Annotated in this window: 19 protein-coding genes; 7 read left to right on the top strand and 12 right to left on the bottom strand. The window is 64.1% G+C overall.

Annotation, left to right across the window (positions count from 1 at the left end; genetic code table 11):
* Nucleotides 1-178: 178 nt before the first annotated feature.
* Nucleotides 179-1,474: an O-acetylhomoserine aminocarboxypropyltransferase/cysteine synthase family protein gene (locus BLU17_RS13675; RefSeq protein ID WP_091997257.1), complete on the top strand. Its 1,296-nt coding sequence runs from the start codon at nt 179-181 to the stop codon at nt 1,472-1,474.
* Nucleotides 1,475-1,632: 158 nt separating this feature from the next.
* Here BLU17_RS13675 and BLU17_RS13680 read toward each other — a convergent pair whose 3' ends face one another.
* Together BLU17_RS13680 and BLU17_RS13685 are read right to left on the bottom strand one after the other, a co-directional pair.
* The gene (locus BLU17_RS13680; protein ID WP_176929082.1) at nt 1,633-5,163 is read right to left on the bottom strand and encodes a tetratricopeptide repeat protein; all 3,531 of its coding nucleotides are present in this window, start codon (nt 5,161-5,163) and stop codon (nt 1,633-1,635) included.
* Between the two features lie 88 nt (nt 5,164-5,251).
* Complete coding sequence (locus tag BLU17_RS13685; protein WP_143189246.1) at nt 5,252-6,397, bottom strand: hypothetical protein; 1,146 nt, start codon at nt 6,395-6,397, stop codon at nt 5,252-5,254.
* A gap of 139 nt (nt 6,398-6,536) precedes the next feature.
* On the opposite strand from BLU17_RS13685, the gene BLU17_RS13690 reads away from it, so the two are divergent.
* Together BLU17_RS13690 and BLU17_RS13695 are read left to right on the top strand one after the other, a co-directional pair.
* Nucleotides 6,537-6,956: a PGDYG domain-containing protein gene (locus BLU17_RS13690; protein WP_091997263.1), complete on the top strand. Its 420-nt coding sequence runs from the start codon at nt 6,537-6,539 to the stop codon at nt 6,954-6,956.
* Nucleotides 6,957-7,016: 60 nt separating this feature from the next.
* Complete coding sequence (locus tag BLU17_RS13695) at nt 7,017-8,252, top strand: tetratricopeptide repeat-containing protein (RefSeq protein WP_143189247.1); 1,236 nt, start codon at nt 7,017-7,019, stop codon at nt 8,250-8,252.
* A 33-nt stretch (nt 8,253-8,285) separates the two neighbouring features.
* Here BLU17_RS13695 and BLU17_RS13700 read toward each other — a convergent pair whose 3' ends face one another.
* A complete protein-coding gene (locus BLU17_RS13700; RefSeq protein WP_091997267.1) occupies nt 8,286-9,827 on the bottom strand; it encodes a methyl-accepting chemotaxis protein in 1,542 nt (513 codons plus the stop codon).
* Nucleotides 9,828-10,102: 275 nt separating this feature from the next.
* Between BLU17_RS13700 and BLU17_RS13705 the strand changes: the two genes are divergently transcribed.
* Nucleotides 10,103-10,849 (top strand): glucose 1-dehydrogenase, encoded by a 747-nt coding sequence (locus BLU17_RS13705; protein WP_091997325.1) that lies wholly within the window; start codon nt 10,103-10,105, stop codon nt 10,847-10,849.
* Nucleotides 10,850-11,122: 273 nt separating this feature from the next.
* On the opposite strand, the gene BLU17_RS13710 is transcribed toward BLU17_RS13705, so the two are convergent.
* The 3 genes from BLU17_RS13710 to cydD all read right to left on the bottom strand — a co-directional run bounded on the left by BLU17_RS13710 (nt 11,123) and on the right by cydD (nt 16,981).
* A complete protein-coding gene (locus BLU17_RS13710) occupies nt 11,123-13,087 on the bottom strand; it encodes a c-type cytochrome (protein ID WP_176929084.1) in 1,965 nt (654 codons plus the stop codon).
* 397 nt (nt 13,088-13,484) lie between these two features.
* Nucleotides 13,485-15,203, bottom strand: a complete 1,719-nt coding sequence (gene cydC, locus BLU17_RS13715; RefSeq protein ID WP_091997271.1) for a thiol reductant ABC exporter subunit CydC — start codon at nt 15,201-15,203, stop codon at nt 13,485-13,487.
* Nucleotides 15,200-16,981, bottom strand: coding sequence for a thiol reductant ABC exporter subunit CydD (gene cydD / locus BLU17_RS13720; protein ID WP_091997273.1), 1,782 nt, complete (start codon nt 16,979-16,981; stop codon nt 15,200-15,202). Before cydD ends, cydC begins: the two co-directional genes overlap by 4 nt.
* A gap of 96 nt (nt 16,982-17,077) precedes the next feature.
* Between cydD and BLU17_RS13725 the strand changes: the two genes are divergently transcribed.
* Nucleotides 17,078-17,266, top strand: coding sequence for a hypothetical protein (locus BLU17_RS13725; protein ID WP_091997275.1), 189 nt, complete (start codon nt 17,078-17,080; stop codon nt 17,264-17,266).
* On the opposite strand, the gene BLU17_RS13730 is transcribed toward BLU17_RS13725, so the two are convergent.
* Genes BLU17_RS13730 through BLU17_RS13745 form a run of 4 tightly spaced genes read right to left on the bottom strand, consistent with a single transcriptional unit; the run spans nt 17,259 to nt 21,056 of the window.
* The gene (locus tag BLU17_RS13730) at nt 17,259-18,107 is read right to left on the bottom strand and encodes a hypothetical protein (RefSeq protein ID WP_091997277.1); all 849 of its coding nucleotides are present in this window, start codon (nt 18,105-18,107) and stop codon (nt 17,259-17,261) included. The genes BLU17_RS13725 and BLU17_RS13730 overlap by 8 nt on opposite strands.
* 23 nt (nt 18,108-18,130) lie before the next feature.
* On the bottom strand, nt 18,131-18,313 hold the full coding sequence (locus tag BLU17_RS13735) for a hypothetical protein (protein ID WP_091997279.1): 183 nt from the start codon (nt 18,311-18,313) through the stop codon (nt 18,131-18,133).
* 17 nt (nt 18,314-18,330) lie between these two features.
* Entirely contained in the window at nt 18,331-19,467 is a 1,137-nt protein-coding gene (gene cydB, locus BLU17_RS13740; protein ID WP_091997281.1) for a cytochrome d ubiquinol oxidase subunit II, read from the bottom strand.
* Entirely contained in the window at nt 19,467-21,056 is a 1,590-nt protein-coding gene (locus BLU17_RS13745) for a cytochrome ubiquinol oxidase subunit I (RefSeq protein WP_091997327.1), read from the bottom strand. The genes cydB and BLU17_RS13745 overlap by 1 nt, the downstream gene beginning before the upstream one ends.
* A 339-nt stretch (nt 21,057-21,395) precedes the next feature.
* On the opposite strand from BLU17_RS13745, the gene BLU17_RS13750 reads away from it, so the two are divergent.
* Complete coding sequence (locus tag BLU17_RS13750; RefSeq protein WP_245746844.1) at nt 21,396-22,046, top strand: peroxiredoxin; 651 nt, start codon at nt 21,396-21,398, stop codon at nt 22,044-22,046.
* Entirely contained in the window at nt 22,043-22,450 is a 408-nt protein-coding gene (locus BLU17_RS13755; protein ID WP_091997284.1) for an ArsR/SmtB family transcription factor, read from the top strand. The genes BLU17_RS13750 and BLU17_RS13755 overlap by 4 nt, the downstream gene beginning before the upstream one ends.
* 133 nt (nt 22,451-22,583) lie before the next feature.
* Here the strand turns inward: BLU17_RS13755 and BLU17_RS13760 are convergent, their stop codons facing one another.
* Nucleotides 22,584-23,849, bottom strand: coding sequence for a GGDEF domain-containing protein (locus tag BLU17_RS13760; protein WP_218137010.1), 1,266 nt, complete (start codon nt 23,847-23,849; stop codon nt 22,584-22,586).
* 55 nt (nt 23,850-23,904) lie between these two features.
* Complete coding sequence (locus BLU17_RS13765) at nt 23,905-24,501, bottom strand: acetate uptake transporter (protein WP_091997288.1); 597 nt, start codon at nt 24,499-24,501, stop codon at nt 23,905-23,907.
* Nucleotides 24,502-24,689: the final 188 nt, after the last annotated feature.

Raw genomic sequence — 24,689 nt, forward strand, 5'->3', positions numbered from 1 at the left:
TCTCATTGACGGCGCGATGCCGGAATGCATCGAGCCTCGGATCGCCCCGCGCCAGGGAGTCGGGCGGACGGCACGATCCGCGCGAGCGGTCCGATTGCGACGATATGCGCAGGCGAGGCGCGCGCTGCCCACGCCGTGCTCGAACACATGAAGTCAATCCTTTTTACGGAGTGGTGAAATGACGGAACCGAAGAAGCCCGACTGGCGCCTCGAAACACTTGCCGTACACGGCGGCTATCGGCCCGACCCGACGACGCGCGCGGTTGCGGTGCCGATCTATCAGACGGTCGCCTATGCCTTCGACGACACGCAGCACGGCGCCGACCTGTTCGATCTCAAGGTGCCGGGCAACATTTACACGCGCATCATGAATCCGACCCAGGACGTGCTCGAGCAGCGCGTCGCCGCGCTCGAAGGCGGCATAGCCGCCCTCGCGCTCGCCTCCGGTCAGGCGGCGGTCACCTATGCGATCCAGACCATTGCCGAAGCCGGCGACAACATCGTCTCCGCCAGCACGCTCTATGGCGGCACCTACAACCTGTTCGCGCACACGCTGCCGCTTTCGGGCATCACCACGCGGTTCGCCGATCCGCGCGAACCGGAGTCGTTCGAGCCGCTCATCGACGCGAAAACCAAGGCGATCTTCGCCGAGTCCGTGGGTAATCCGCTCGGCAATATCACCGACATCGCGCGACTTGCGGAAATCGCACACCGGCACGGAATTCCGCTCATCGTCGACAACACGGTGCCTTCGCCTTATCTGCTGCGTCCGTTCGAGCACGGCGCCGACATCGTCGTGCATTCGCTCACGAAGTATCTGGGCGGTCACGGCACCAGCCTCGGCGGCGCCATCGTCGATTCAGGAAAGTTTCCGTGGGCGGAACACAAGGTCCGCTACAAGCGCCTGAACGAACCCGACGTGAGCTATCACGGCGTGGTCTACACGGAAGCGTTCGGACCGGCCGCCTATATCGGCCGCGCACGCGTCGTGCCGCTGCGCAATACCGGCGCGGCGATTTCACCGTTCAACGCGTTTCAGATCCTTCAAGGCATCGAAACGCTCGCGCTGCGGCTCGAACGGATCACCGACAACGCGCTCAAGGTCGCACAATTTCTCAAGGGGCACGCGCGCGTCGAGTGGGTGAACTATGCGGGGCTGCCCGAGCATCCCGATCACGCGCTGGCGAAGCGGTATCTTTCCGGGCGCGGGCCCGGCATTCTCACCTTCGGCGTGAAGGGCGGCCGCGCGGGTGGCGCGGCGTTCCAGGATGCGCTGCAACTCTTCACGCGTCTCGTCAACATCGGCGACGCGAAATCGCTCGCCACGCACCCCGCGTCGACGACGCATCGTCAGCTTTCGGCCGAGGAATTACGCAAGGCGGGCGTGAGCGAGGAGACCGTGCGTCTGTCGCTCGGCATCGAACATATCGACGATCTGCTTGCGGATCTCGACCAGGCGCTGGCGCGCGTCTGACGAGGAGACGAAAGAGCCGGCGTGAGATCGTCTGAAAGCGTCTGAAAGCAATTGTCTGCCGATACGACCGGCTCCACGACCTGGACAGCGGGATCGGATTTCTGCGTGCACGCGGCACGCAGATGAACGCATGGAACAAGCGGTCCTGCGCACCTCTCTTACGATCGGGATGCCGCAAGGCAGTCCGCTTCACTGGCGCGACCTTGCTCGTTGAGTACCCGGATCAAGCCCTTTCGGCTCTCTTCGATCCCGGGATGTCCGGTGGGCAGGGCAACCGATCTTTGCTCCCAGGCCTCGCGATAGAGGCGCTCGGCGTCGCCGTACTGCGCCTTGTGCTCAAGCACGGTTGCGAGTTTATGCATGCTGGCGGCGGTCGCAGCGTCGCCCTCCGGCAGAAACTGCTGTCGCAGCGCCAATGCCTCGCGATGCAAACTTTCTGCCTCGTCTACAGACCCGAGTTTGAAAAGGATCTGCGCCAGGTTGTTCAAACTCGAAGCCAGGAGGGGACTGCTTGCGGGCAGCGCATCGCGTCTCATCCTTAGCGCGAGCCGATACAACGGCTCGGCAGCTTCATGACGCCCAAGCCTGAACAGGGTGGTCGCAAGGCTATTCTGCAAGGTAGCGATCTCGGCCTTCGCATCAGGGGTCAGCTTTTCCCTCAACGCCAAGGCCTGCCGATAGAGCGGCTCCGATTCGGAATAGCGTGCTTGCTTGTCCAAAACATCGGCAAGGGTAATCAGGCTACCGACCATTTGCTCGTCATTGTTCGAGCACGCCTCTTTTTCCAGTTCCAGCGCCTGACGGTAGAACGGCTCCGCCTCGGCATATCGCCCCTGCTGATAGAACAGGTTGCCGAGAGTGTGTTTAACCACACCCAATGTGCCCGCAGGTATCTGCGCCCCTTCAGCAAGGTCCATGGCGCTTCGGCAGAGCTTTTCCGCTTCATCGTATTTATCTTGCGCCACCAGTGCACTTGCCAGATTGGCCATGGTTCCAATCCTGTCGGGATGTGCGGCCGGCAGCGTCCCGGAAGTGACGTCCAGCGCCTGACGATATAGCTGCCCGGCCTCCGCCTTCTGGCCTTGATAGCTTAATACGTGTCCAAGATTATTTAAGCTATATGCAATCATGGGATGACCGGACGGCAATCCGGTCTTTGCCAGATCGAGCGCCTTTCTATACAGAGGTTCGGCTTCTGCATAGCGCCGCTGATTTGCCAGGATGTTCGCTAGTGTGTTGTACGGTGCCGGAGCAAGAAAATGTTCGTCCGGCAATGCTTGTACCAGCTCTATCGCCTCGCGGGCCAGCTTTTCGGCGACCTCGACATGCCCCAACGCTTCCTCAACGCCCGCCAGATTGTTGAGATTTTCGATCATGTGCGGGTCCGCCGCGCGCAATGTATTCCGGTTCATTTCCAGCAGCATGCGATATAGCTGCCCGGCTTCCTCAAGACGATTTAGCGCGTCTGCCACATAGGCGAGACCAAACAGGACTTCTTCGGGAATGGAGCCTTTGTCGGTATAGGCGGCCCATAGCCGGCGAAATAACTTCTCCGCTTCCCCAAGATCACCGTTTCGTACGAGCGTGCAGGCGAAATTAATCAAAGGCACGGCGTTTTGGTCAATTTCGGCAGACGATGACGAAACATTTTCTGCAATCCGCCGAAAGACTCCCACGGCATCGCCATAGCGGCCATAAGCATCGAGATAAACGGCGAGATCGTGACTCGCCTTGATCTGGCCGCGCTGGCTCAGCGTCGGCAACCACTTTGGCAACCAGCTTGCTGCGCACGTATGCCACCTTACGTGATACGCGGCTTTCCCGGTCAACTCACGAAACAGAACGTCCGCGATCGCCTGACGCCCTTCCCGCGCATCGACGAAGAAAGCATTGTTCTCCGAGTCCGTTAGCCATTCGATCAAGGTCTTGTGAAACACGGAGATGCCCAGCCGCGAGTCGATCACGTAGCTTCCTAACGCCCGGCGCTGTTTGTGGAACTGCTCCTGGCTCCATTGCAACACCTCAATGGCCAGACTCTCTGGCAACGGATCGCCCGCAGCCACAAGCAGCCGGAGCAGGGGCCGAACCCCGTCTTCGTAATGTTCGGGCGCGCGCCCGAATCGACGCTGAAAGCTCAATTGATAGAGACTGTTCAGCCCAGGCACGCCCGCATCGATTGTCTGGAGCTGCCCCGGATCCAGCACCTGGTCGTGCAATCCGCGTTCGACCTCGACGAGGTACAGAAACATGCCTTCACTCCGCTCGATCAGCAGCGTTTGCATCCGCTGCTGCTGCGCAGCCGGCATGGCCAGAATTTCCGGCCGGTTGGCCAGATGCCGCGCATACCACTCCCGCAGATCCGCCCGGTTTCGCTCATCCTGAGCATCAAGCTCGAAGGGTCTGTATCGCTGGAGTCGCGACACGACGGCGGATTCCGGGCGGCTCGTCACAACCAGCCCAACCCAGTCGGGCAATCGACCCAGATCCTGGGCAATAAAGTCCGCCAGCGGATTGTTGCCCGCCTCATCCGTCGCTTCGTCCAGCGCGTCGATCAGGATGACCAGCTTGTGCTCGCGCCAGATCAGTTGATCCTTGCCCAGCGGCTCGATGACCAGCAGGTCGAGCAACTCATGGGGATTCAGCTTGTCCAGCGCCTTGCGGCTGTCGTCCAGTCGATCGGCCACCGAATGCGCACTGATGCCCAGCGCGCGCAGCAAACGCACCCTGTAGTCTTCCAGCCGCAGCGCGAGCTGATACGCCAGACTCCGCACGGCCCGCTCGGGGCTGCGCAACGCCGCGCCGTTGGTGCTGCAAAACCAGTTCGCCACGACGGTATTTCGATTGCGTGTGGCCAGATTGGCCGCCAGTGCCGTTTTGCCGGTCCCGGGGCCCGCCTTGATCCAGAAAAGCCGCGATGCCGGTTGATGATCCACCCAATGTTGATAGGCATCGAACACCCACTGTCGGCCGACGAAGTCTTCCAGATGTTCGGCAATGCGCGACTCGAAGCCGGTCGGCCGCAGAACATCGCGAAGGGCTTCGATCTCGCTTGCATAAGCGCCCGCCTCGCCTTCGATCTTGCCGATCAGTTCAATCAGATGCGACTCGTACCAGCGGTTCCATTCCACGCCCGGCACATTGCCGGCGCGGATATCGCGCCACTCGTGCAGATCCGGCCATTGAAGCTCCCGCAATGTGAGCGGAATATCGTTTTCCAGGGCGGCTTCGAGAACGACCGGATATACCGTGCCAAAACGGTTGAGTCCCAGCGCAATTTCATTCCGGCACACGCCCGGATCGCGCAGGGCGTGTCGGGACATGAACGCCACCATCATGTTGCTGGAGTCGATCCCGCGGGTAATGCTTCCTTTCCAGTTATCCCAGGTGCCGATGTCCTTCGCGTCGAACCAGATCCGGTGTCCGCGCTTCTCGAGATCGGCCTTGAACATCTCGACCAGCTCGCGGTTCTCGTCGTGGGCGTAGCTGAAGAAAATGTACTGTGGACGGGTCGCCTGGCTATCCGAACGATTGGCGGGCGTTCCGGCCGATCCCGGAAAGCGTTGCTCGCATTGCTGGCATTCCCACAACGCCACCTTGCTTTTGAAGACCAGGTCGGCGCTGCCGCAATACGGGCATGCCGATGACAACGAGTTTGCATTTTGGCCCTGCGTGCCATTGACCCCGGACATCCGTTTTCCCCGAAGACTTCGTGTTTTTATTTGCCTGCATGATCGACGGATCTGCAGGACTGAACGGCTTGCAACGCGCGCGTAGCGGCTAGCCCGCGTGAATATCCTTGGTGCGCAGCGCAACATGCCACCCCGCGGCTTCCCCTGTCACCAGGCGATAAAACGCCTGAATGGCGTTGTGCAACTGCTCGGCGCCCGGCTCGCCATTGGCGCCGATCCCTGCTATCTGGTCACGCAGCACGGTCAGTTCCTCGCACATCTCTTCGGACTGCTGGTGAAGCGTGGCAAATTCGCCGGCACTCACAATGCCGTGACAAGCCGCAGCCACGGTCGGCAGCATGACGGCGAAGAACGACAACCAGGGCGAATGCCAGAAGAAATGCGCGAGGCAGATCGCAATCGTGGCGAGGAAGCATCGGAACGCGATTCGATGCAGGCGATGATGGATGCGCTCGCATCGCGCCGCGTTGATGGCGTGATAGATACGTTGCTGGTCGATGATCGCAAGACTGTAGGCGCAATAGTGCGTCACGCCTTCCGCCGATACCCGGGTCTTCGGAACGGCCCCGGCGATTCCCCGGTACCAGTCGATGAACGGGTCCGTGAAGCGCTTGTCGAGGAACGCTCCGGAGAGCGGCTGGACATCGACCGGACCACCAGGGAGCGCGAGCAGCAGCCCGGCATAGCGCAGTTGCTCGGTCAGAACGCGGTTCGTCACCCATTTCCGCCGCCACGCCTGATCGAGCGCCAGGCCGTGCCGGGCCAGCCACGCGCGAAAAGGGCGTTTCGTGCAGGCGTGCGCCCGGGCGCCTCGCCCGGCGTCAGACGTCCGGTGAGCGCCCGCATGCTCCCGGCCGAGCATATAGACGAAAAGGATGCACAGGATGCAGACGGCTTCAAGAACCGTGCACGCCCAACCGTAGGCATGCGCGAATTCTTCCGGGAGCACCAGCGGAAGGGCAGCCGCAGCCGCAGCCACGGCCACGACGCCGAGACCGAAATTGATCAGGAAGCCGCTGCGATAACGCATCGCATAGCGTTCGGAAATGACCTCCCGCCGTGCGAGCGCATGCTTGATCCTCCTGTCGATCGACTCCGGCAGCGCCACTGCGGGCAAGACATGCAAGTAGCGCGCGCCGGACGCGGCAACCCTGTCCGGAATGGCCGGCTCCCCCCCGAAGCAGCGACGAAACGTTATCCATACGTTTTTGCAAATTTGGTCTACCAGGCGCATCTGCGAGATGTCTTATATGTGAAATAATAATTGGCGCAATACCACCGCCGGTCGTTGCCGGCGAGCCGGTCGAGCGTAGCATTGTCCACGGACGCCGTAAATCTTTCCCCAAAACCGGCCCGGCTCATTCAAAAGAACCATGAAACCTGATCTCTCGTGCGACGCCAATGCCCGTCGCTACTCGAAGCGGCAGGACACGCTTCTCGTCGAGATCGCATCCGCCAGCGGCGTGCTGGCGACACTCGAAGGCGACATCGCCTACGCGCCCGGCGATGCCTTGGTGACAGGGCCTGCCGGCGATCGCTGGCCGGTCGGCCGCGAGCATTTCGATACGGCCTATATCGCGGTCCCGCCCACCATCCAGGGGCAATCGGGACACTATCGCCGCAGGGCCAATGTGGTGTGGGCCAAACAGATGACCGACGAGTTCGAAGTCACGCTGGGCGCACGTGGCGTATTGCGAGGCAAGGCCGGGGACTGGCTCGTGCAATATGCACCGGCGGATCAGTCCATCGTGGCGGAAAGTATCTTCGCGAAAACATACGTAGCCCTGGACTGACGTCGCGGCGTTCGCGCGCCGCAGAACTCGCCGCCTCAAACCCGTACGCCAGTATTCACAATGACGTCACCTTCTTCCTTGCCGGTAACGTGGCACCTTCCCGATGTACCGGTCCTGAGCCTGTGCGGGCAGGTTCGCGTCGGGGCAGAAACCCTGCTCGACGAACTCGCCAAGCTGGCCAAACTGCAGACGGTCTGCCTGCCCGACGCCGTGGCGTTTTACGCCGGCCGCATGCTCGAAGGACTGGCAGCCAACGCCATGCAGGCTTTCCGCCTCCGTCCGGCGGAAACGGTGATCGAGAACCTCGATGCACTGGCGCTCACCGGCAGAATCGACGACGGGGTCCTGCTGTGCGGCCATGCCATTCGAAGACTGGCAAACGAAGCGCGCCATCTGGAGCGGCCGATCAGCGCGGACGAGGAAGCCACCCTCGTCGCCCTGCTGCAGATCTGGATCGAATGGTATCTGGCCGCCGCGCCCTGCGCCGGTGACGCACACGTACCGGGCTGGAACGACTGGTCCGGCCGCACCCCCGTGCTGCGCTCGCTCGCGTGCGGAACCCGCGACGCGATCCTGGCACTCGCGGCACACAACACCCTTGCGCCACTCCTGGCGGATGCCTCCACGGCAGCCTTTGCGGGCGAACGGCTGATCGACTGTCAGGCGCCCAACGCCGACGCGTTCACCCGGGCCGCCATCGACCGCTACCCGCGCAACCGGCGGGTCGTCCAGGTACGCGCCCTGTACTTCAGCCGCACCGGCCACATCGACCAGGCCGTGCGTCTGCTCCTGCCCTTGCGCAACGGGAATCCGAGGCGTCTCGATGCAGAAACCGTCGGCATACTCGGCGGTGCCTACAAGAACAAGTGGATGCACACGAAGAATGTCCGCGACCTGCAGCTGGCCTGTCAGACCTACGGCCTGACTTTGCCTGGCGCCTCGGACAGTTACTACCTGATGATCAACGTCGCGGCGACGACCTTGTGGCTCGGCAATAGCGCAGACGCGCGCGGCAAGGCCCGTGCAACGCTCGACCTGCTCGATCAAAGGGGAATCACGCCGACGCTCGCCCTCGAGCAGCACGTCAGCTACTGGATGACGGCTACGCTCGCCGAAGCCCTGCTGCTGGTCGGGGACAGCCTGAATGCCTCCATGCTTTATACCAAGGCGAAGCAACTCGATTCACGGGGCGGACAATGGTCGAGGACCGTCAGCCATTTGCGCCTGCATCTCGATCGGCTCAAGGGGATGAAGAACCGGGAAACACTGGAGGAACTCGCTTTCGGGACAGTCTGACGTGGCGGGCAGCGCCACGTGAGCGTCCGTCGTTCAGCCCATCGCGGTGTCGCGCAGCCTGAACGCCGCGACGGACTGACGTAGCGAGTGCGCCTGTTCCGCCAGCGCGTGCGCCGCGGCCGACGCTTCTTCCACGAGCACCGCGTTTCGCTGGGTAACCTCGTCCATCTGCGTGACGGCCACGTTCACCTGTTCGATGCCGGTGGACTGCTCGCTGGAGGCCGTCGATATTTCGCCAACGATCCCGGTGACACGATGGACCGACTCGACGATCTCGTCGATGATCTGTCCCGCGCCGGCGACCTGCGACGACCCGGCCGCCACGTGCCTGGTCGATTGCGCGATGAGCGTCTTGATCTCGCGTGCAGCGGACGCGCTGCGCTGCGCGAGCGTGCGGACCTCGCCGGCGACGACGGCAAAGCCGCGGCCCTGCTCCCCCGCGCGCGCGGCTTCGACCGCGGCGTTGAGCGCGAGAATGTTGGTCTGAAACGCGATGCCGTCGATCAGTCCGATGATTTCGCCGACCTTGTTCGAGCTGTCGGCGATGGAACGCATCGTGCCGATGACTTCGCGCATCACCGCGCCGCCCTGCGCGGCCGTCCGGGCCGCAGCGCCGGCAAGCCCGGAGGCCTGCTTCGCGTTCCCTGCGTTCATGCGCACGGTCGACGTCAACTCCTCCATGCTCGCGGCCGTCTCTTCGAGCGACGCCGCCTGCTCCTCGGTGCGCTGCGACAGATTCAGGTTACCGGCCGCGATCTGCGCACTCGCTGTCGCGACGCCTTCGGCGTTGGTGCGGACTTCGCTCACCACGCGCCCGAGGCTTTCCTGCATCTGCGCGAGGGCGGACAGCAATTCGGCCGTCTCGTCGTCGCCGCGGGCATGGAGGTCGGTCGAAAGGTCGCCGTTCGCCACATCCCGCGCGAATGCCACCGCGCGGCCGAGCGGTTTCGTCACCGTGCGGCTGAATACGACGCCGCCCGCGAGTCCGAGCACGAACACGAGCGCCGTGATCAGGGCGCTGAGAACCGTGGCGCGTTTCGCGTCGGCGGCGGCCCCGGCCGCGATACGCGCATTGTCGGCAGCGATCGTCTGCGCGGCGCGGTCCAGCAGCATGGCCGGCGCACGGTCTACGCCCGCAACCATGGCGTCGCCCGCCACAGGGTCGGCGCCGGCCGCCTTGAACGCGGCGAATCCCTTGCGATAGCCCTGGCCCATCGCGGCATGCGCCGCCGCGAACTGCACGACGAGCGTATGCGCCTCACCCCCAGGCAGCTTCGCTTCGAGCGTAGCGGCCAGTTCATCGACGGTGCGCTCGCGCTTTTCGAATGCGCTCCAGTAGTGCTCGAGCTTTTGCGGATCCTTGCCGCGCAGCAGCGTGTCTTTCCACTCCTGCACCTGGAGCTTGAATTCGACGAGCGTCGCCGACGCCATGCGTTCGTTCGCGGCGGCGTCCTGCACGCTGGTCCGGTAAGTCTCGATGACACGGTCGAGGGCATGAATGCCATAGAACGCGCCCGCCGACATGAGCGTGAGGGAAACAGCAAAAGCAAGGGGAATCTTACGGCTAAGCTTCATTGGGGTTTTCGTGAAAATTCTGCCGAATGGCGCATGCGAAGCCGTTATAACGGCGCGAAGCGGATTATTTGAAGGGCATGGCAGATGCAACGGCATGAAAGAGTCTATGCCGGAAACCGCGATTGTTCGGCTGATCCTGCCAGTCAATTCGCGCCAGGCCGCTTTATCGCGGCGGCGCGGACCTCTACATTCGCACTCAGTGCCGGCCGATTGCTTCGTGCAAGCCAGGACGCCGGGTTCAATCGATGATGCGACTTATGCTGAGGGGAAACATGATGGGCAAGCTTGCAGGGAAGGTGGCGGTTGTCACGGGCGCGTCGAAAGGCATCGGCGCGGCTATCGCGAAGGCGCTCGCGGCGGAAGGGGCTTCGGTGGTCGTCAACTACGCGAGCAGCAAGGCGGGCGCGGACGCGGTCGTGTCCGCGATTACCGCCGCCGGAGGGAAGGCGGTTTGCGCGGGCGGCGACGTGTCGAAGGCCTCCGGCGCGCAAGATATCGTCGACACGGCAATCGAAACGTACGGTCGGCTCGACATACTGGTCAACAACTCCGGCATCTACGAGTTCGCGCCGATCGAAGAGATCACGGAGGCGCAGTACCGCAGGCAGTTCGACACGAACGTGCTCGGCGTACTGCTCACCACGCAGGCGGCCGTCAGGCATCTTGGCGAGGGCGCGAGCATCGTCAACGTCAGTTCGGTCGTCACGACCGTTACGCCGCCGGCGACCGCCGTCTATAGCGGCACGAAAGGTGCAGTGGATGCGATCACCGGCGTGCTCGCACGCGAACTCGGACCGCGAAAGATTCGCGTGAACGCGATCAATCCCGGCGTGGTGGTGACCGAGGGCACGCACAGCGCGGGAGTCATCGGGTCGGATTTGGAGACCGTTGCGATCAGCCAGACGCCGCTCGGCCGCGTGGGGCAGCCCGATGACATTGCGTCGGCCGTGGTTTTCCTCGCATCGGACGATGCCGGATGGCTGACGGGGGAACACATCGTCGCCAGTGGCGGCATGCGGTAAGTCGGGTCGGCGATCAACCCGCTTCGAGAAGGATGGGCACGGCCGGCGACCGTAGCGGACGCGCCCCTTAGCCCGCCATGATGCGAGTCCCGCAAATGCGGGCCCCGCAATCGTCCGTCTGCGGTACGCGCCCGAGGGCACGGCGAACGTCGCGTATCCGATCCGCGGATCGTGGACCGATACGTTGCTCGTCTAACGTACTGAGGAACGCTAACTACCTGGGCAGTAAAACCCGCGACGGAAAGCGAACGGTTCCATCGCGGCTTGCCGGTTTCAATAACGCGAGTCCTTCGGTTTGCCGCCGTTCGGCCAGTCGTGGATCTTCGGCGGAAAATCCGCGCGAGGCTGCGTGGTGAAGTAAGCCGCGACATCGACCGCGTCCTGATCGCTCAGTCCGCCCTGGGCCAGCGGGAACCGGTTATGCGCACCGATCGGCATGTTGTTCTTCACGAAGGCCGCCGCCGTATAGCGTCTCGCCATCCCCGCCCCGATGTTGAACGACTGGTCGCCCCACAGCGGCGGATAGACAGACGAACCGTCGGCGCGCTTCGTGCCCTCCCCGTTCGCGCCATGACACGAGGCGCATTGCGAGGCGTACACCTGCCTGCCGTGCGCGAGATTGGGCCGGAGCGTGTCGTCGATCTTGCCGGTGCCGCGTCCCGGGATCTTGTCCTTCATGTGGTAGCCGTTCTTCATCCAGTCGAAGTACGCCACCATGGCCTTCATGTCGGCCGAATCGACCGGGAGCGCCTTGCCGTTCATCGAGCGCACAAAGCAGCCGTTGATGCGGTCTGCCAGCGAGATCACCTTGCCCGCGCGGGAAGCGTAGCTGGGGAATTGCGCGGAAAGACCGACATACGGCGACGCCAGCGCGACCGTCCCGCCGTTCAGGTGACAACTCGCGCAGTTCAGCGAGTCGCCGACGTTTCGCGGCAGCAGCGCCTTCGTCTGCATGTTCAGCCGCATGCCGCGCACGAGCTGCACGGCGTTGGGCTGGTCCAGCATCGACGCAAAACGCGGCGTCGCGTAGTCCGGCGCGCCGGCCGGAGCGGACACGATCCTGCCGCGCAACTTGCCGATCTGCGACGCGGTGATCGCGTCCTTGCGGCCACCCCAACCGGTACGCACGAACGTCAGAATGTCGGCAAGCTCCTGGTCCGACAACTGATCGAAAGCCGGCATCGTGTAGACCCGCGGATACGTTGCCGTCTGCGCGGACTTCCAGCCGGTCAACACAACGTGGATCAGCGACTCGGGGTTATCCGACAGCACGGCCGGGTTGCCGCCCAGCGGCGGAAACGCCGACGCGAAGCCGCGTCCGTCGGTCTGATGACAGGAAGCGCAAAACTGCAGGTATCCGAGCCCGCCCTTCGACGTGAAAAGTCCGGCGGGTTCGGCCGCCGCCGGTGCGGGTTCCGCAGCCGGCCCGGCCGCTCCGTCCGGCAGCGATTTCAGGTAGACGGCCATCGCCTTCAGGTCGGCGTCGCTCATGTACTGCGTGCTGTGGTGAATGACGTCGGTCATGCCGCCGGCCGCCGACGTGTACTGGTTTTGCCCGGTCTTGAGCAGCGCGACGAGATCGTCCACCGTCCACAGGTTGCGCAGGTCGATCGCGTGCCACGACTCCACCGTCGCGCCCGACAGATAGAGGCGGCCATCGCTGCCCGCATCGGACAACGCCTTCTCCTCGAACGCGATGCCGCGCGGCGTGTGACAGGCGCCGCAGTGTCCGGGGCCCTGCGTCAGATAGGCGCCCCGATTCCACTGCGCGTCATGAGCCGGATCGAACCTGAAAGGCGCGTCGTCGAGGAACAGCGCGTTCCACAGCGCAAGGCCCCAACGCATGTTGAACGGCCACCCGATGCCGGGCGCGCGGTTGGCCTGCCGAACCGGCTGGACCCCGTGCTTCAGGTACGCAAACAGCGCCTGCATGTCGTCGTCGGTGATCTTCGCGTACGACGGGTAGGGCATGGCCGGATAGAGGTTGTGCCCGTCGGCGGCAACGCCTTTGCGCATGACCCGTTCGAACGCTGCGAAGGTATACCGGCCGATGCCGGTTGCCTCGTCCGGCGTGATGTTGGTCGAGTAGACGGCGCCAAACGGCGTATTCAGCGCAAGCCCGCCGGCCATCGGTTTGCCGCCCGGGGCCGTGTGGCAGGCCACGCAGTCTCCCACGCGGGCGACATAGGCGCCATGTGCGACAAGATCGGCGTCGGCGGTCCGGGCGGGCGCGGCCATCGCGCATTGCCCAAGGGCCGCCAGTAGCGCGAAGACCCAGGCGCGTGGCCTTCCAGGCTTGCGCGAAAACCAGCGCGTCAATCGACGGTTCATATTGTCAGGACACCCGATGTTCTTGTTTTAGGGAGAGCAGGAACACGCGTTTGCGGCGGTCAACGACGGCCATGCGCCTCAGCAGGACCGGCGGAGAACCGCCAGAAAAGACCCGCGCTGGCGATAATTCTCCCATCCTGGTCAGTGCCGGCTTTGTCCGGCGTCAAGTTAAGCGGGCGCTTATCGTTTTTTCTCATATTCATATATCGAATCGTTCTAAACGACGACTTTGTTCGATAGCCCGCGCGGGCATGCGCTGAGGTACCCGGCATCTGCCGTTCGAAGCGGAACGCCGGTTCCGGCGTCAATGCGTCTCCCGAGATCCCTCCAGCACGAGAATCCTGTCGAACTCGCGGCTGACGTCCGTGAGCTCGTGCGTAATGAGCACGACGCTGCGCCCCGCCATCAGCCTGACGATGGCGCTCATCAAGGCCTGCCCGGTCACCGTGTCCAGACCTTCCGTCGGCTCGTCGAGCACCAGAATGGGCGCGTCACGCAGGAGCGCGCGAGCAATCGCAAGCCGCCGCGCCTGCCCTCCCGACAGCCTCGCGCCCGCTTCGCCGACCGGCGTGTCGTATCCCTGCGGCAGACCGCAGATGAACTCGTGCAGCTGCGCGTCGCGGCACGCCGCCTCGAGGCTCGCCTGATCTGCATCGGGGCGCGCGATCAGCAGATTGGCCCGGATCGTGTCGTTGAAGAGATACGTATCCTGCGAAACCACGGCAATGCGGGCGCGCACCGCTTCGGCCGCGCACTCGCGCAGTTCCACACCGCCCAGTTCAATGCTTCCGGTCGGATATTCCAGAAAGCGCAGCAGCAGTTGCACGAGCGTGCTTTTGCCGGCGCCGCTTGCCCCGACTATCGCAAGTCGCCCGCCCGCCGGAAGATCGAACGAAAGATCGCGCAGCACCCACGGGAGCGTGTCGTCGTAGCGGAACCCCAGATGGCGCACCACCAGATCGTTTTGCGCCGTAAGCGGGAGAGGCGCGGGCGGGTCCTGAACCGGCGGCGACGCGTCAGCGAGATCGAAGATCCGACGCGCTGCGGCGAGGCTCTCGCCGACGAGCTGGAGCGCCGTGGGGATCGGCATGACCGCTTCGAAGCTCGCAAGCACGAGAAACGCCAGCATGGCCACGTCGGCGGGCGACAGCGAAGGAGACGCGAGCCGGGGAACGGCGAGCAGCAACGCGCACCACATCGCGACCGATGCGCAGGCAACGAGCGCGCCCTGGGAAATTCCCCTGGCATCGCTAAGCTTTCTCTGCTGGCCGACCAACTGCCCCGATAGCTGGTCGACCTTTCGGGCGTATGCGGGCGCCGCGCCGTAGACCTGGAGCTCGCCCAGACCTTGCAGACTGTCCACGACGGTTTCGTGCAGTTCCGCGCGCAAGGCGATGCCGGCGCGGGCCGGTTCGCGCGTCGAGGCAAAACCGAGGCAAGGCAGCACGGCTCCCGCCAGCAGCAAAAACAGCAGCGCGACCGCCGCGACCGGAAGACTGTACGCGGACACCATCGCGACAATGACCAGCGTTCCGATACCGCCCGCGACCACGGGCACGAGCGCGCGCAGATAGAGATTGCTGAGACTGTCGATGTCGGACTGGATGCGCATTGCAAGGTCCGCGCCGCGCAGGCGTCCGAGCCCGGCCGGCGCGAGCGGTTCGATCCGGACATAGAACCACACGCGCAGCCGCGCGAGCAGCCGCAAGGTCGCTTCGTGCGTGACGAGACGCTCGAGATACCGCCCGCCCGTCCGGACGATCGCACAGGCGCGGATCAACGCGGCCGGCGTGAAATAGTCGAACGCAAGATGCGTGACGCCCGCCAGCGCCATCGAAGCGATGAACCAGCCCGCAACGGCCATCAGCGCAACGTTGGCCAGCACCGTCGCCAGCGACAACGCCGCGCCGGCCGCCATCCACGACCAGTAAGGGCGAAACAGTGCAAGGAGCCGCCGCAGATCGGCGCGTGCAACGGCGCGGTCGTCGGTTGCCGGCTGGGCGGTGCGTGGGATCGTTTTCATGTGCGGACCTCCGCATCGGCTTCTGCGCCGGCTTCGGCTTCAGCCTCGACGAGCCGACGATAAAGGCCCTGCGCGGCCGCAAGCTGCTCGTGCGTTCCCGACTGCACGGCCCGCCCCTGTTCCATCACGACGATCGTATCGGCCAGGGCCGCGGTCGCGAGCCGGTGCGCGATCAACAGCACGGTCCGCCCGCGCGCGAGGCGGCGCAGCGAATCGTGGATCGACGCCTCGGTCTCGGCGTCCAGGCTCGCGGTCGGTTCGTCGAGCAGCAGCACAGGGGCGTCCTTCAGGAATGCGCGGGCCAGCGCGAGCCGCTGGATCTGTCCGCCCGAAAGCCCCGCGCCTCGCTCGCCGAGCGGCGTGTCGTACCCGTGCGGCAGCGATTGAATGAACCCGTCCGCGCCCGCGCTGGCAGCGGCCGCGCGCACGGCGGCGAAGTCGGCATCGGGCCGGGCGATCAGCAGATTGTCCAGCACCGTGCCGGCAAAAACGTGCGCGCGCTGCGGGACCCATGCAACGCGCGAGCGCCAGTCGTCGGGATCGGTCGCGTCGAGCGGCTGCCCGTTGATGGAAATCGTTCCGGCCGTGGCCCGCGCGAAGCCCAGCAGCAGGTTGAGGACCGTGCTCTTGCCCGCGCCGCTCGGCCCGACCAGCGCCGTGATGCATCCGGCTTGCGCGACGAACTGCAATCCATCGAGCGCGGTTTGTCCGGTCGGCCAGACATGCGCCACGTCGTCGAAGCGGATGGTGTAGCCGCTCGCGGCCGGCAACGGCAGCCGCGCACCGGTTTCGACCGGCTCGGGGAGATCGAGTATTTCCATGATGCGCTCCGCTGCGGCGATCGCGTCGAGTCGCTCGTGATACTGGCTTCCCAGCGTGCGCAGCGGGATATAGAACTCCGGCGCGAGCAACAACACGAACAGCCCGCGCAGCAGCGGGATTTTTCCGTAGAAAAGGTGAAAGCCCACGAGGACGGCGACGACCGCGATGCCGAGCGTCGCGAGGAATTCCAGCACGACCGACGACAGGAACGCGACTCTCAGCACCTTCATGGTGCTGCTGCGATACGCCTCGGACAGCCGTGCGACGACGGCCGCCTCGCGCCGGCCCGCATTGAACAGCCTCAGCGTCGTGATGCCCTGCAGGGAGTCGAGAAACCGGGCGCCCAGCCGCGCGAGCAGTTTCCATTGCCGCTGGTTCGCCTCGGCCGCGGCCTTGCCGAGCAAGATCATGAAGAGGGGGATCAGCGGGGCGGTAATCAGCAGAACGAGCCCCGAAGTCCAGTCCACCGGAAAGACGACGATGAGGATGGCGAACGGCAACAGAACCGTCAGCGCGCGTCCCGGCAACCATCGCGCATAGTAGCCCTCGAGCGCCTCGACACCCTGGACGAGATGGGTGGCGAGGGCCCCGGTCGCTTCGCTGCGCAGCCAAAGCGGGCCGAGCGCCTGCAACTTGCGCAACAACTCCCCGCGCAGCGCCTGCCGCATGGAGGCGGCGCTGGTGAAAGCCGTGCGCTCCGCCAGCCGGATCAGTACGAAGCGCAGGGCGAAGACCGGCAGCATGGCGGCGAGCGCGGGCCACACGCTGGAAAGCCCCGCTCCGTCCATCACCACGGCGCTCAGGGTCCAGGCAAGCAATGCGGCCTGCACCATCACGAGCAAACCGGACCCCATGCCGAGCGCGACGACGCAGCCGAGGCCGGCGCGAACAGACGCGGCGCGTCCGGCGAGCCAGCGGTCGACGATTTTCCGGGATTGTGCCTGTGGTGAGGACATATACGAATACCTGGTGAGCGCAACGGCTCCTATAATCCTTGGTTGCCGATGCCGCCATGCGCGGCGCCACGATCCTGGACGGGACAGGGAGACACAATGAAAACCGCTCTGCAGTTCACGCTATACCTCACGATCGCCGTCTGTGCCATCGTACTCGGCGTCGTCGTCGGCAACTACGGCCTCTGGTACTTCTCGTGGCTGATCGGTACGGCGTTGATCGTGTTGTTCGCGACCGCCGGCGGCGTACTCTTCGACACGCAACAGGAACAACACGAGATCACCTGACACCCGCGTAGATTCGCTGAAAGAGGCACCGCTGCCAAGGGTGCAGCGCGCCGCTCACGCGCGCGCGGCTGCGTTCGGGAGAAGCGGCATATTCCGCGTATGCGGCCTGCGCGTCGATGTCGCCTCGCAGCCACTCGCACAGCGTCTGGGACAGCCCGACGTCCCCCGCATCGCGGGGCGTGACGCGCAGGATACTCACGCCCGCCCGCTGGAGTTCGTCCAGATCGGACGCCCAGTCGGGCGCGGTGTCGTCCGGCGAGGCGTCGAGATCGCAACCCGGCATCGCGTGCAGCGGCCATCCTTCATAACCGCAAACCTCGACGCGACACTGCCAGCGTGCAAACCGGCGCGGCGAGAGCACCGGCAGTTCGATCTCGCAGCGCGCATCGCCCGCGCAGGCCAGTGCCTGCACGACCTCGCCCTTGCATACGGCCGGCAACACCCAGCGCCGCGCCCCCAGTTCGACCATCCGCCTGAGCTCCACACCGCTCACGCACGGCATGGCCGCCCCGAGGACCAACGGCACCTTCCCGGCCAGCAACCGGAATGTCCTCGCGTCGCCGACTTCGACCGGGAGTCCGCAATCCTCGATCCAGGCATGAGAATCTTCGGTGTCCCGAACTTCCGCGCCTGCGCGCACCGAGAGCACGACCTCCTTGCCGCCCGACGCGAGTTCGCGCGCGACGGCAAGGCAGTCCCTCTGTTGCAGGCCGCCCAGAGGGCCGTGAAGGGCGGCACCGATGTAGACGACATCGACTGACGAAAGCGCGACGGCATCGTAAAACGCAAATGTCTCGGAACGGTTCCACCGCCCCGCGAGTGCCCCAAGCGAAATCTTCATGGATGCCTCCTTGCGCGGCAACGTCAGGTTTTCCCCTTCTCCTGCGTATCGAACAGCACGCCGCCGGCCACGGCGAACAGCACGATCGTGGCCGTCCCGATGAGCCAGGAGAAGTACCACGCGCCATAGTCGCCGACCACCACGCCGAACACGATGGCCAGTACCGCAACGGCCATGAACAACAGAAAATGCATCAAGGTTTTCATGACGGATTCCTCAATCCTCAATAGGCGTGCGGGTTCGATTCCACATGCTCGGCCTTCACCTTGCCGCGCATGACGTAGAACGCCCAGCTCGTGTACGCGATGATCGCGGGCATGAACACCGCCGTCCAGCCGGTCATCCACATGAGCGTGTTACGGCTCGACACCGAGTTCCAGACGGTCAGGCTTTGCGACGGGTCGCTCGACGACGGCATGAGGAACGGGAACAGGCTCACGCCCGCCGTGCCGATCACGCCGATCCAGGCCAGCGCGCCGAGCCACCAGGCCAGCGTGGAGCGGCCGGCGCGGACGGCGGGCAGACCGAGCAGCAGGCCGATATAGGCGAGCGCCGGCACGGCCCACAACACGGGATGGCTGTGGAAGTTGTCCAGCCACGCGCCTTCGGCGACCACGACGCTCTGTTGCAGCGGCGTCTGCGCGACGCCCGGCAGCGGCGCATGTTCGATGCGGTAGCCGTGCAGATGGCTCACCCAGATGCCGCCGATCGTGAACAGCACGAGCGCGACCACGCCGCCGACCGTCGCGGCGCGCTGCGCCCTCGTCCAGAGCGGTCCGCGCTCGGTGCGGCCCATCAGCATCGCGCCGCCCATCCAGGCCGACAGCGACAGCGACAGCACCCCGCACATGACGGCGAACGGATTGAGCAGGGCAAGGAAGCTGCCCGTATAGAACGAGGTCAAGTCCCAGCCAAAGTGAAAGGGCACGCCCATCAGCATGTTGCCCATGCCGGCGCCGTACACGATCATCGGCACGGCGCCGCTCACGACGAGCGCCCAGTCCCACGCGTTGCGCCACCCGGCCGTCGGCAGCTTGCTGCGGTACTCGAAACCCAGCGGCCGCACGATCATCGTCCACAGCAGCAGCAGCATGACGATGTAGAGCCCCGAAAACGCGGTCGCGTAGATCAGCGGAAAGGCCGCGAAGATCGCGCCGCCGCCGAGAATGAACCAGACCTGATTGCCGTCCCAGTGCGGCGCGATCGTATTGAGCGCGATGCGCCGTTCGGTGTCGGTGCGGCCGACGTAGCGCAGCAGCGCGCCCACGCCCATGTCCATACCCACCATGATCGCCAGCCCCATCAGCAGCACGCCGAGGAGCAGCCACCAGAGCACCTTGAAGAAAAGATAGAGTTCCATTAATGCTCCTTGACCGTCGTGATGCCCAGTGCAGCCAGTTCGCCGCCCGCGTGCCCGTCGGCATCGTGGCTTTCCGGTCCCTTGCGGACCGCCCTGACCATCAGGAAGATTTCGACTGCGGCGAAAATCGTATAAAGAAGGACGAAGCCCGCCAGCGAGAAGATCATGTAGCCCACGCTATGGCTCGACGCGGACATCCACGTGGGCAGCAGGCCGAACACCGTCCAGGGCTGCCGGCCGACTTCCGCCGTGACCCAGCCCATTTCGCAGGCGATGAAGGGAATGGGGATCATCCACGGGGCCAGCTTCAGGAACCAGCGGTGCCGCGTGAGGTCGCCGCGCAGCGAAAGGATCACCGAGATCACGAAGTACGCGAGCATCAGCAGGCCGCAGGCCACCATCGCGCGGAACACCCAGAAAATCGTGAAGACGTTCGGGATGGCGTCGTGGGAGGCGCGGGTGATGTTCTCGTCGGTTGCGTTCGCAACGTCCTGGCCGTCCGCGTAGCGCTTCACGAGGAAGCCGTAGCCGAGGTCGTCGCGGTGCGCGTTGAACTGCGCGAGCGCCGCGGCATTGGCCGGATCGGAACTCAGCACCTTGAGCGCCTCGACGGCGGGAATGCCGTTCTTGATGCGCCGGGCGGCGTCGGCCTCGATGCGGTCGATGCCCGGAACGGTCGTGTCGAACGTATGGGTGAGGAGCGGTGTGAGCACATACGGAATCTGGATGCTCCACGCGTTGCGCTGCTCGCCCTGGACCGGCCAGGTCGCGATGTTGAACGGCGCGGGCGCCTTCTCGGTCTGCCACATCGCTTCCATGGCGGCCAGCTTCGAGGGCTGCGCATGGCCGCCCACGAAACCCAGTGCGTCGCCGAGCGTGATCACGCCCGCCACCGAAAGCACGCCGAACAGGCTCGCCATGCGGAACGAGCGCTTCGCGATCTCGACGTGCCGGCCGCGCAGCAGGTAGTACGCGCTGATGCCGGTCACGAAGATGGCGGCCGTCACGTAACCCGCGATGCTGGTGTGAACGAACTTCGTTTGCGCGTCGTCGCTGAAGATGAGCGCGCCGAGGCTCGTCAGTTCCATGCGCATCGTGACGGGATTGAACGAGGCGCCCTGCGGGTTCTGCATGAAGCCGTTCGCCACGAGAATCCAGAGCGCCGAGAAGTTGGAGCCGAGCGCCACGAGATAGGTGACGGTCAGATGCTGCGCTTTCGAGAGGCGGTCCCAGCCGAACGCCATCAGGCCGATGAAGGTGGACTCCATGAAGAAGGCCATCAGCCCCTCGATCGCGAGCGGCGCGCCGAAGATGTCGCCGACGAACCCCGAATAGAAAGACCAGTTCGTGCCGAACTCGAATTCCATCGTGAGCCCGGTCGCCACGCCGAGCGCGAAGTTGATCAGGAACAGACCGCTCCAGAACTGCGTGATCTCCCGGTAGATTTTCTTGCCGGTGATGACGTATACGGTCTCCATCACCGCGAGAAGAAAGGTCAGTCCCAGCGTCAACGGGACAAAGAGGAAGTGATAGAGCGCGGTGGCGGCAAACTGAAGCCGCGACAGCTCGACCACGGTATCGTTGATCATGAAATGCTCCGCAAAAAAACAGACGAGCCGAATCCTCGGATTCCGGCCCTGCGGCGGGTTGCGTCGCGCACCGGCATTCAACGATTGGCGTTTCGATCCACTGCATCGGTGAAACCCCGGAGGCGACATATCTCCCCGCCCCTGATAGTTTCACATTTTATGTAATCGAGTAACTTTTAGTAGCGGATCAAGCGTGGCCAACTGCCGCACCGGCTCGCGCGGCACACCCGCCCGCGCCGATTCGCCCTCTCGACGCAAACGTTTTATTTTCATAGATTAAGAAATAATAAGTCTCGTTACACGGCCCTCCCGCGCCCCGATATACTTGCGACGAAGACAATGCCCACCATGAACGATCCCCTCACGGCCACCCGCGCCATCCGAATCGGCGATCCCGCACCGGAATTTCGCGCCCGAACCACCTGCGGCGAACGCACGCTCGCTGACTACCGCGGCAGTTGGCTGCTCTTTTTCGCCCATCCGGCCGACTTCACGCCTGTTTGCACAAGCGAGTTCGTCAGCCTCGTGAAAGCGCAGGACAAATTCGACGCGATCGGCTGCAAGCTTCTCGGGCTGTCCATCGACAGCCTCTATGCACATATTGCCTGGCTGCGTGACATCCGCGAGTACTTCGGCGTCGCGGTAACGTTTCCCATCATCGAAGATCCGTCGATGGCCATCGCCACGGCCTATGGCATGCTCGACCCGCTTGCGCCCGATGCGGCGGCAATCAGGGCAAGCTACGTAATCGATCCGCAAGGGATAGTCCGGGCGGTCACGTGGTATCCGTTGAACGTGGGGCGCTCGGTCGAGGAGCAACTGCGCCTTGTCCGCGCCCTGCAGGCCGCGGACAGCACCGGCGCCTCCACGCCCGAAGGCTGGCAGGCAGGCATGCCGATGCTGGAACTGGCTCCGGTCTCGCTTGAGCGCGCCCTGCAAAGCGGAAAAGACGAGGCACCGTGGTATTTCCGGGAACGGCAATCGTCATGAGAACCACGCCGGAGGACTTCGAAGCGCTACAGGGGCACGCGGGCGAGGCTGCGGAACTCATGCGCTTGCTTGGCAATGCCAACCGGCTCCAGTTGCTTTGCCAGATCGCGCAAGGCGAGCAGTCGGTGGGACAGATCGAGGACCAGCTGGACATCAAGCAGCCCGCGCTTTCGCAGCAACTCGCGGAGCTTCGCAAGGCCGGCCTGGTTCAGACACGCAGGGAATCGCGCTCGGTTCTGTATTCGCTCGGCGGCGAGCATGTCCGCCTGCTTCTGGAATTGCTGCTCGTGGCGTTCGGAGTCAGAACGCCGCCAGCGAATGACGCGCCCGGCGCGACTATGCCTGTCGCCGCGCCCGCGCGCCAGGCTGGAGACAGCGCGCGATTTGCCCGGGTAGAACAGTGATTTTCACGTTTCCCGTTTAGCGCTTTTCCACCGCAGCGCACGTTGCGAACGATCCTCAGCGCGGCGCCCCCGCAGGCCACGCACCGGGCATGCCGCTTCGCGCCATGTCTGACGACGGAACGTCAAGCGGGGGTCACCCCGCGGCGACCACACAGTCGCGTCCACGTTGTTTGGCCGCGTACATGCGGGTGTCCGCGGCCTTGACGAGCGAGCGCCACTCGTCGCAGCCGTCCGAGATCCGTTCCGCAAGGCCTATGCTCGCCGTGAGCGGCGATCCATCCGGCCGCTTGCCCATGCCCCCTTCCCGCACGCGTTGCAGGGCGCGAGTGGCTTCGAACACGCCGACGTTGCTCATGAGGAGCAAAAACTCTTCGCCGCCCCAGCGGATCAGAATGTCGCCACGCCGAAGCGCTGTTTTGAAGCCGTGCGCGAACTGCTTGAGAACGCGATCACCGGCATCGTGACCGAAACGGTCATTGACCTGCTTGAAATGATCGATGTCGATGAGCACGACCGTCAACGGTGCGTTGCTGCGGCTTGCGAGAGCAAGCTGCAGATCGAGCATTTCTTCACCGCTACCGCGCGATAGCACGCCGGTGAGCGGGTCGTAAATGCTCTGCCGCACAAGTGCGACCATGAACGCAAGCTGGCTGATGCCCGCAAGCGCGGATACGCCCATGATCAGCACGAGCAGCCAGAACGCCCCCGCGAACGAGGGCCAGTCCATTCCGCTCCAGCGCATCCACCCTGCGGCCCCTTCGGCCATGAGAACCGGACTCGCGAAAACGATATTCTCCAGCAGCGTGAGGGGAAAAATCGAAAAGCCCGCCACCAGCACAAAGGGCAAGAATGCATACCCCGATGCTATGGCGGCGGAAATCGCAGAAAGATGATAGTGGCCGAGCAGCACATAAGACGTGATGAAGAACACCGTGGGCACCGCGAAGAGCAGTGCCATCGCCTGATACGCATCGGCCAGTTCGCCGTTCGGCCGGTACAACAGCAGCGAGGCGAACATCACGCTCGCGAAGATACGCGCCATTGCGAGCCAGAACCACAGGGGAAACGGGAAGACGACCAGGTCGACGATACTCCAGAGCGGGGTCAGCACCGCGAACAGAAACGCGAGCATACGCACCCGGTTGACGATCATCGCCGCACGCCGCCGCGAGAGCAGCACCCAATGCCGGTTCGGCATCGCGAGCCAGTGCAGTTCGGCCTGGTCCAGGGCCCCGGGAATCAGATCTGCGAGTTTTATCATGCGTATTCGGATCGCTTTCAATGCGACCGCGTCAGACATGCGCGCGCCGCGAAGACGACAACGCGGCCGCTTGCGAAGACTTGCGCAAGCGGCCGCGTCCGACGAACCTGCTCCCGTCTGGCGCACGCCGGCATTCAAGGCTCAATTGCCAGTGGCGTTACGCGTCGCATTGGGTGAAAAGAATGGCGCCAGGTCAGTGCGCCGGCGCCGCGGCGACAGCAACGCGAGGCCGCCCGACCGGAATGATCGGGCGTCCGTATGCCTCGATCAGGATCTCTGCCGCCGACAGATAGAAAGCAAGCACCGCAGTGAGCAGCCCCATGTAGCCGCCTGCGTGATGTACGGCCGCGGAACCCGTCCATTCGCCCACAGCCAGCAGGGCGAACGTCACCCACAAGGAGAAAAAGATCATCTGCAGCGCCACGGGCGAACGAAACGTGCCAAGCCACATGTAGAAGCTGAATACGCCCCAGATGCACAAATACCACCCGACAAAGGACGCCGGGACCTTGTCGTGCAGGAACAGAACGAAGAGCGCAAACGACCACCAGAATGCACCGTAGCTCACGAACGCGGTAACCCCGAACGTATTGCCGCGCGGCACCTCCATCACACCGGCAATCATCTGGGCAGTTCCGCCGAACGCGAGCGCGCAGGCCAACACGAGGTTCATGCCGTCGCCAGCGAACCACCCGGCGTTTATCATGCTAAGCAGCCATGTGGTCAGTGCGAAGCCGGCCAGCCCGAGAGGGGCTGGATTCGGATACTTGATATTGTTAGCAATGCTCATAGTTGTCTCCTGGTGATTGGCGTCGTAATCGACGTTATATGAATGAGTGCTTCTAACCGGTGAGCTCTCTAGATCGACTCCCCGAGTTGCTCCAGAATCGCCGGGTTTTCCAGCGTCGAAACGTCCTGCGTGATCGCCTCGCCCTTCGCAAGCGAGCGCAGCAGGCGCCGCATGATCTTGCCCGAACG

This window comes from Paraburkholderia lycopersici (assembly GCF_900096975.1).
In the GTDB taxonomy this organism is placed as follows: Bacteria; Pseudomonadota; Gammaproteobacteria; order Burkholderiales; family Burkholderiaceae; genus Paraburkholderia; species Paraburkholderia lycopersici.

Bases quoted from the DNA above. Each gene is read 5' to 3' on its own strand.
- BLU17_RS13675 (WP_091997257.1), top strand. From the start codon at position 179: ATGACGGAACCGAAGAAGCCCGACTGGCGCCTCGAAACACTTGCCGTA.
- BLU17_RS13680 (WP_176929082.1), bottom strand. From the start codon at position 5,163: ATGTCCGGGGTCAATGGCACGCAGGGCCAAAATGCAAACTCGTTGTCA.
- BLU17_RS13685 (WP_143189246.1), bottom strand. From the start codon at position 6,397: ATGCGCCTGGTAGACCAAATTTGCAAAAACGTATGGATAACGTTTCGT.
- BLU17_RS13690 (WP_091997263.1), top strand. From the start codon at position 6,537: ATGAAACCTGATCTCTCGTGCGACGCCAATGCCCGTCGCTACTCGAAG.
- BLU17_RS13695 (WP_143189247.1), top strand. From the start codon at position 7,017: ATGACGTCACCTTCTTCCTTGCCGGTAACGTGGCACCTTCCCGATGTA.
- BLU17_RS13700 (WP_091997267.1), bottom strand. From the start codon at position 9,827: ATGAAGCTTAGCCGTAAGATTCCCCTTGCTTTTGCTGTTTCCCTCACG.
- BLU17_RS13705 (WP_091997325.1), top strand. From the start codon at position 10,103: ATGGGCAAGCTTGCAGGGAAGGTGGCGGTTGTCACGGGCGCGTCGAAA.
- BLU17_RS13710 (WP_176929084.1), bottom strand. From the start codon at position 13,087: ATGGCCGCGCCCGCCCGGACCGCCGACGCCGATCTTGTCGCACATGGC.
- cydC (WP_091997271.1), bottom strand. From the start codon at position 15,203: ATGAAAACGATCCCACGCACCGCCCAGCCGGCAACCGACGACCGCGCC.
- cydD (WP_091997273.1), bottom strand. From the start codon at position 16,981: ATGTCCTCACCACAGGCACAATCCCGGAAAATCGTCGACCGCTGGCTC.
- BLU17_RS13725 (WP_091997275.1), top strand. From the start codon at position 17,078: ATGAAAACCGCTCTGCAGTTCACGCTATACCTCACGATCGCCGTCTGT.
- BLU17_RS13730 (WP_091997277.1), bottom strand. From the start codon at position 18,107: ATGAAGATTTCGCTTGGGGCACTCGCGGGGCGGTGGAACCGTTCCGAG.
- BLU17_RS13735 (WP_091997279.1), bottom strand. From the start codon at position 18,313: ATGAAAACCTTGATGCATTTTCTGTTGTTCATGGCCGTTGCGGTACTG.
- cydB (WP_091997281.1), bottom strand. From the start codon at position 19,467: ATGGAACTCTATCTTTTCTTCAAGGTGCTCTGGTGGCTGCTCCTCGGC.
- BLU17_RS13745 (WP_091997327.1), bottom strand. From the start codon at position 21,056: ATGATCAACGATACCGTGGTCGAGCTGTCGCGGCTTCAGTTTGCCGCC.
- BLU17_RS13750 (WP_245746844.1), top strand. From the start codon at position 21,396: ATGCCCACCATGAACGATCCCCTCACGGCCACCCGCGCCATCCGAATC.
- BLU17_RS13755 (WP_091997284.1), top strand. From the start codon at position 22,043: ATGAGAACCACGCCGGAGGACTTCGAAGCGCTACAGGGGCACGCGGGC.
- BLU17_RS13765 (WP_091997288.1), bottom strand. From the start codon at position 24,501: ATGAGCATTGCTAACAATATCAAGTATCCGAATCCAGCCCCTCTCGGG.